Origin of the sequence: Paucibacter sp. DJ2R-2, from assembly GCF_025717675.1 — a bacterium.
Lineage (GTDB): Bacteria > Pseudomonadota > Gammaproteobacteria > Burkholderiales > Burkholderiaceae_C > Paucibacter_A.
This window is the reverse complement of record NZ_JAJIRT010000040.1, coordinates 1-383: the sequence shown is the minus strand read 5'-3', so window position 1 is coordinate 383 and position 383 is coordinate 1. Positions and strand designations below refer to the sequence as shown.

General features: G+C 67.1%; 1 pseudogene. It reads left to right on the top strand.

Features of this window, described 5'->3' with window-relative positions:
• Positions 1-383: pseudogene (locus tag LNV28_RS25010) on the top strand (IS1182 family transposase); the annotation flags it as partial.

Genomic DNA, 383 nt, shown 5'->3' with positions numbered 1-383 from the left:
GCCGAGCGCCTGGACAAGGCGGCCGACAAGATCCTGGCGCTGCACCAGGCGCAGGACAAGGCCGGCGCTCAGGAGCCCTTGGAAGCCAAACGGCAAGCCCGCGTGGAAGCCTTGCGCGAGGAGGCCGCACGCACCCGGGCCTTCGTCGCCCAGAACCCCAAGCGACTGAATGCCAAGGGCCAAGAGCTCAAGTCCAACATCACCGACCCCGACAGCGCCAAGATGGCCACGAACAAAGGCGTGATCCAGGGCTACGCAGCGCAAGCAGCCGTGGACAGCGCCAACCAGGTCATCATCGCCGCCGACGTGGTGGGCTCGGGCTCGGAGCAGGCCATGCTCGCGCCCATGATCGAGCAGGCCCAAGCGTGGACGGATGAGAACAC